Annotated in this window: 5 protein-coding genes; all 5 read right to left on the bottom strand. The window is 70.6% G+C overall.

From position 1 onward, the window contains the following. On the bottom strand, positions 1-1074 hold a 1074-nt coding region (locus IE249_RS37040; RefSeq protein ID WP_229858217.1), incomplete at its 3' end, for an Ig-like domain repeat protein. Between the two features lie 47 nt (positions 1075-1121). Continuing rightward, positions 1122-1841 (bottom strand): IPT/TIG domain-containing protein, encoded by a 720-nt coding sequence (locus IE249_RS12050; protein ID WP_189704771.1) that lies wholly within the window; start codon positions 1839-1841, stop codon positions 1122-1124. Positions 1842-2185: 344 nt separating this feature from the next. Further along, positions 2186-2950, bottom strand: coding sequence for an alpha/beta fold hydrolase (locus tag IE249_RS12045; RefSeq protein WP_189704770.1), 765 nt, complete (start codon positions 2948-2950; stop codon positions 2186-2188). A gap of 491 nt (positions 2951-3441) precedes the next feature. Then, complete coding sequence (locus IE249_RS12040) at positions 3442-3879, bottom strand: subtilase-type protease inhibitor (RefSeq protein ID WP_189704769.1); 438 nt, start codon at positions 3877-3879, stop codon at positions 3442-3444. A 346-nt stretch (positions 3880-4225) separates the two neighbouring features. Then, the gene (locus tag IE249_RS12035; protein ID WP_189704768.1) at positions 4226-6175 is read right to left on the bottom strand and encodes a hypothetical protein; all 1950 of its coding nucleotides are present in this window, start codon (positions 6173-6175) and stop codon (positions 4226-4228) included. Between the last annotated feature and the right edge of the window lie 103 nt (positions 6176-6278).

The raw sequence follows: 6278 nt of genomic DNA, 5'->3' as shown, positions 1-6278 counted from the left end.
CGTGACCGTGCCCGTCGGTGTCCCAGCTCCCGGCGCGACAACGCCGACCGTGGCGGTGACGGTCACCGGCTGACCGGACACCGAGGAACCACTGCCGACGGTGACGCTGGTCGTGGTCGTGGCGGGCTCGACTGTCTGCGTCGTGTCGGCGCTGGACGAGCTGAAGTCGGCGTCGCCGCTGTAGAGGGCGAGGACGTCGAAGGGGCTGCCGCCGGCCGTGGCGTAGGCGTGTGTGGTGGTGGCGGTGCCGTCGGCGCCGAGCGGGACGGTGGCGGAGGTGCCGTCACGGAAGAAGAACGCGACCGTGCCGGTGGGACCGCCGGCCGCCGGAGGAACCGGCACCACACTGGCCGTGAACGTCACACTCTGGCCCACACTCGACGGGTTCGGACTGGAGACCAGGGTGGTGACGGTGCCGGAGATGTCGGCCGAGACGGCGTGCACGTCCACCACCGACTCCGACGGCTGGAAGTCGGCGTCGCCGTTGTAGGTGGCGGTGATTGCGTACGGACTGCCCCCGGTCGCGGTGAAGCCGTGGTCGACAGTGGCCAGGTGGTTCACCACCGGCGCGGTGACCGGCGCACTGCCGTCGCCGAAGTCGAACGTCACGGTCCCGGTGGGACTTCCGGCGCCGGGCGGGTCGGCCGCGACCCGGGCGACACACGTCACCGCCTGCCCCACCGCCGACGGCTCCGGAGTCGACATCAGCGACGTCGTCGTAACCGCCCTCCCCACGGCGTGGAACGTGGACCGTGACGAGGGGGCGAAGTCGAAGTCGCCGTCGTACGCGGCGGTGACGGTGTACGGACTGCCCGAGGCGGACGCGTAGGTGTGGGTGGTGGTCGCGGTGCCGTCCGTGAGCGGAACCGAGACGGGGACGGTGCCGTCGCCGAAGTCGAACGTCACCGTGCCCGTGGGGGCTCCGAGCCCGGTCACGTCAGGGGTGACGGTGGCGGTGAAGGTCACCTCCTGGCCGGTCACCGAGGTGTCCGGGGAGGAGGACACCGTCACCGACGTGGGAACGATGTAGACGTAGGCACCACTCGAGGTGGCGCTGCCCCCCGGCGTCGTCACGGTGACATCGGCGGCGCCCGCCACTCCGGGGGGGACCAGCGCGACGATCAGCGTGTCGGAGTTCGCCCGGAACGAGGAGACGGGGACGCCCGCGATGGTGACGGCGGTGACGCCGCCGAGCCCGGACCCGGTGATGATGACGGGAACGCCTCCGGCCGTCCCCCGGTCGAGGGGAAGACGCCCGTGATGACCGGATCGGCCGTGTACGTGTAGGACACGGCATTGCTCACCCCGCCTGCCGTGGTGACGGCGACCGGAACGGTGCCGGGGGCGGAGGCCGGGGGTGCCACCACGGTGAGCCGCTGGTTGGCCACCTCGGTCGGGACGGCAGGTGCCGAGCCGAACCGCACGGACTGGGCCGTGCCCAGATTGCTCCCCGTCAGAACGACGACGCTGCCCCCGCCGACCGGCCCGGACGCCGGCTGCAGCGACTTCAGTCCGGGAACTGGCTGGTAGAAGAACCATCCGAGCGTCCCGGTACCTCCCGGTGTGGTCACGGTGACCGGCACGCTTCCCGATCCCGCCGGGGACACCGCGATGATCGTGGTGTCGTTCGGCACCGTGAAGCTCCACGCCTCGTGCGAGCCGAAGCGGACGCTCGTGGCCCCGCTCAAGTGGTGTCCGGTGATGGTCACGCGGGTCCCGCCGCTCATGGGCCCCTGGTCGGGCGAGACGGCGGTCGGCTGGTCCAGGGGCGCGGTGGGCGCCGGGGAGGGACCGCTCGAAGCGCTGAGGAACGAGTTTTCGACGGCACGGGTGCTGGGCATGGCGAATCACCTAGGCTCGTGGACTGACTGCATCGCCGGCGCGCGTGGCGCGCTCGTGAGCGCCGTTCCACCGGAGGAGAGGGTCGGCCGTACCGCCGCGCTCGGTCCGAGACCGGGGGCGGGCAACAGCAGGCCGCCATCTCGCCGGAGAGGATGGGCGGCCTGCCGGTTTCGACGCTTACGTCTCCTTCATCTCCCGCTCAATGGACCGTCAGACAAGAAGTCACCCGAAAGGACGGCGCTCGAGCGCCCGTGACCAGCCGGAAGTGCCACGGAACGCGCCCCCGTGCATCGCGGGCTCCCGAGCCGACCGGACACGGCCGGACGATCAGGCCGTATGGGCTTCAGCGAGTCTCCCGCTCTTGTCCGGCGCAGTTGGCGTCCAGCCACTGAATGATGGCCGAAGCGACGTGGACGCCCTCGTCCTCGAGCATCATGCTGTGGCCGACCTCGGGCACGAGCAGGGGGCGCACACCGTAGAGCTCGGCGATTCGACGGGCATCGTGCACCGGCGTGCGGTCCTCCTGCGGTCCGACCACCAGGACGGGGCAACGGACTGCCCTCGTGTCGACGTGGACGCTTCCATCGCTGTACGCGTTGACGACAGAGGGGGGCTCCGGGCTCACCCGCGTCATCACCGCGTCCATGGCGGTCTCGGAAATCCGGCGGAACCACCGTTCGCGAATCAGGTCCCGGCTGAAGACGACGGGCTCATCCGGCGGAAAGGACGTCGTCCGCATCGCGCCGAGCTGGCCCGGGCCCACGGACGACACCAGCACCAGCGCTTCAGGTGCCGTCCGCTCGGCCACGAGTTGCGTGAGCAGTCCACCCATGCTGTGCCCGAGGAGTGCGGCCCGCGGGGCCAGGCGGTCCACCACGCGCAGCACGTCGTGCACGTAGTCCATGACGGTCAGGGACAGAAACTCCTGTTCCGGCAGGACACGGGAGCCGGTGTGGTTCGGCAGCGACAAGGCCAGGCAGGTCCAGCCCGAGTACGTGAAGGGCGGGATCCAGCGCTCGAAGACCCACCAGCCCTGCTGAGCGCCATGAACCATGACGAGGTGTCCCCGCTGCGGGACGCGCGTGTCACGCGCCTCGCGCACCAGCATGCCGTCGACCTGGTGGTCGGCCCACTGCGGCCCGCGTGTCATCGGTCGGTACACCTGTCGGACGCCGGGAACGCGGGCGCACCGGGAGCCGGTGCGGACGGGATCGCGGGTCCGCACGCGGTCGGAGCGGATCTCGCGGCACTGCCGGGGGTGGAACCGGCCGTGCCGGTGGGGCTGCCGCGGTGGGCCGCCCGAGGCGCACCTCCACGACCGTGAACACCGAACGGCATGCGCCGGCCGCCTTCCTTCTCACCGGTCGGCGCCTCGAGCACCGCCGCTCGCGCGACGGACGGGAGCCGGACCGGACGGGACCCGGGGAGGAGTCCGGAGATCCCCGGCTACCCGGACACGTGTCTCCTCACATGGTGGGCCCGTACGGCTCGTTGACCGGGGTGAGAGGGCCGACGGTGGGCGTGTCGCCCGACCGGTCCCGAGTGGCCGGCCCGCCGGGCATCCCGGTGGCACGACGATGCCGTGCACGCGGATGCGTGTCAGAAGGCGAAGACGGAAGCCCCTTGCACATCCTTGACGCAGGCATTGCCGAACGTGTGCGCGTAGTCCACGCGCTTGCCGCGCCACACGCCCTGGGCCGTGACGACGACCGGCTGGTACTCCTTCGTGCAATGGCGAGCACCGCCCCCTTCGTCGGCGAGGGTCGCGAGGCGGGCGAAGTCCCCGCCCACTCGCGCCAGTTCCCCGCAGGCCGTCCCGGCGTCCGGGTGAGTCCCCGACGCGGTGGGCGCACAGTTCAACGTCACCGCGCGCTCCGGCACGGTGCCGGCGGCGTCCTCGCCGTGGCCCACGCTCAGTACGAGGGCGGAGGGGGCGTACAGCGAAGCGGGAGCGCTGTGGGCGGGAACGCTCAGCGGACCGGCCACAGCCGTGGCCAGGAGAGCGCCTGTCATGGCCCAACGTGCCATGGGTCGCATGTTGTGTCTCCTTCCGTCGCTTGTCGACTGCGTCGGAGTACCCCTGTCACCGCCCACACCTCGAACGACAGGTCGAAAATGGCTGTCAGGCCCACGATCCGGACTAATTGCACATTGGATCAGTGACTGGATCAGGTCCTTCGCCCGTCACGAGGGGCAGGTGGACGCCGCGTCCGCAGTCCACGGGTCGAGGGCGTGGCCGAACCACCCCGGTCCGAAACTGGCGCGAACGGGAGGCTCACGGTTCCCGTGACGGTGCGCCGCCGGTCCGGCGCCGACCGCCCGCCACCGTTCAACAGCGGGGCGCCGGGCGCCCGTCGGGGCACCCGGCGCCTCCGTCGGACGGTCAGTCCTCCTGGCTTCCGATGTTCACGGAGCGGTCCACGGCGAGGCACTGACTGTCGGTGCGGCTGCCCGTGGCGGTGATGGTCAGGTCGTTGCTGTTGCCGCAGGCGTTGTTCTGCCGGCCCTCCTGGGCGATGTTCTGCTGGAACAGATCACCCAGGGCGCTGCCGCCCTCGACACGGGCGCCGCCACCGGCGGTCGTGGTCCCCCGGTTCACCGACCGGTCCACGGTCACACAGCGCGCGCTCTGGCGCCCGTCGGTGATGTTCGCGTCCAGGTGGTTGTGGTTGTCGCAGGCGTTGTTCTGCCGGCCCTCCTGAGCGATGTTCTGCTGGTACAGGCTGCCGGCGGAGGAGCCGCCCTTGACGCGGGCACCGCCGCCGATCTCCTTGGTCTCCTCGTTGTCGGAGCCGTCCACCGTCTTGCAGCGGGTCTGCGCCCTGCTCCCCGTCAGCGAGATCTCGGGAGCGTTCAGGTTGGCGCACGCGTTGTTCTGCCGGCCCTCCTGTGCGAAGTTCTGCTGGTCGAGTTCCGAGGCCGCCGAGCCGCCTTCGGCGTGGGCGCCGCCACCCTTGACCAGGACCTTCTTGTTGCGGGACCGGTCGCTGTTGTAGCAGGAGGCCTCAGCCCTGCTGTCCGTCAGGGACGGAGGCCCCGCGAGCGGATGATTGAGGTTGGCGCAGGCGTTGTTCTGCCGGCCCTCCTGGGCCACGCTCTGCTGCCAGACGTCGCCATCCGCTCCGGCACCACCCTTGGCATGGGCGCCACCGCCCTTGACCAGGACGTCCTCGTTGGAGGAGCCGTCCCCGTTGCCGCACCCGCTGCCTGTCCGACCGTTGGTCACGGAGGGCCACCAGTAGGTGGCCGAGCCGCAGACGTTGTTCTGCCGGCCCTCCTGCGCGGTGTCCTGCTCCTGGTAGAGGCCCGAGCCGCCCTGGGCGTGAGCGCCGGCGCCCTTGACCAGGACACGCTTGTTTCCGGAGTGGTCGGTGTTGCCGCACCACCAGGCCTCGCGTCCGCCGGACAAGGTCAGATCGGCGTCGACGCCGTCGGCGCAGGCGTTGTTCTGCCGTCCGTCCTGCGCGAGTGTCTGCTGGTAGAGGCTGCCGGTGCTGGTCCCGCCGTCGCTCCGGGCGCCGCCGCTCCTGACCAGCGTCTCCTCATTGCCGGAACGGTCCTTGTTGACACACCAGGTGTTCAGATCGCCGTCGCTCACGGAAGCGGAGACGTCGACGACGTTGGCGCAGGCGTTGTTCTGCCGGCCCTCCTGGGCCACGTTCTGCTGCTCCACGTAGCCGTCGGAGCCGCCGAGGGCCCGGGCGCCCCTGGACTTCACACCGGCGTGCTTGCTGGAGGAGGCGTCCGTGTTCACGCACCCGGCCGTCAGCCTCCCCGGGTCCAGTGAGGGGCTCGAGATATCCGACAGGTTGCAGACGTTGTTCTGCCGGCCCTCCTGGGCCACGTTGTGCTGGTAGGCGTAGCTGTCGCCGGACCCGCCTCGCGCCAGGGCGCCGCCGCTCGCCACGAACGTGTCCTCGTTGCGGGAACGGTCGCCGTTGACACAGTCGGTGGTCAACGCGCCGTCGGTCACATCGAGACCGAGGTCGACGCTGTCGTCGCAGGCGTTGTTCTGCCGGCCCCGCTGAGCCACGTTCTGCTGGTACAGGTCGAACGTCGAGGAACCGCCCTCGGCCCGCGCGCCGCTGTAGCGCACGCGGGCGAACTTGTTGAAGGACCCGTCGCCGTTCACACACCGCCCCGTGAGCCGGCCGGGCGCGAGGGTGATGTCGCTGTAGTCCCCCTCGTCGCAGGCACTGTTCTGCCTGCCTTCCTGAGCGATGTTCTGCTGGTACAGGTCTCCTCCCGAGGAGCCACCCGTGGCGGTGGCGCCGTGGGGGCCGTCCGCGAAGGCGGCTCCGGTACCGAGCGAGACGAAACTGCCCATAGCCATGGCCACCGCCGTGGCCGCTGAAAGCCTGCGCACTTCACTGCCTTTCCAATGCCTCGACCTGTGAGTCATCCGCTCAACGAGGCCCGGAAACCAATGTCACGTA

Source organism: Streptomyces anandii JCM 4720, from assembly GCF_014650655.1.
In the GTDB taxonomy this organism is placed as follows: Bacteria; Actinomycetota; Actinomycetes; order Streptomycetales; family Streptomycetaceae; genus Streptomyces; species Streptomyces anandii.
The sequence above is the reverse complement of the archived record's forward strand: the minus strand, read 5'-3'. Positions and strand labels throughout refer to the sequence as shown.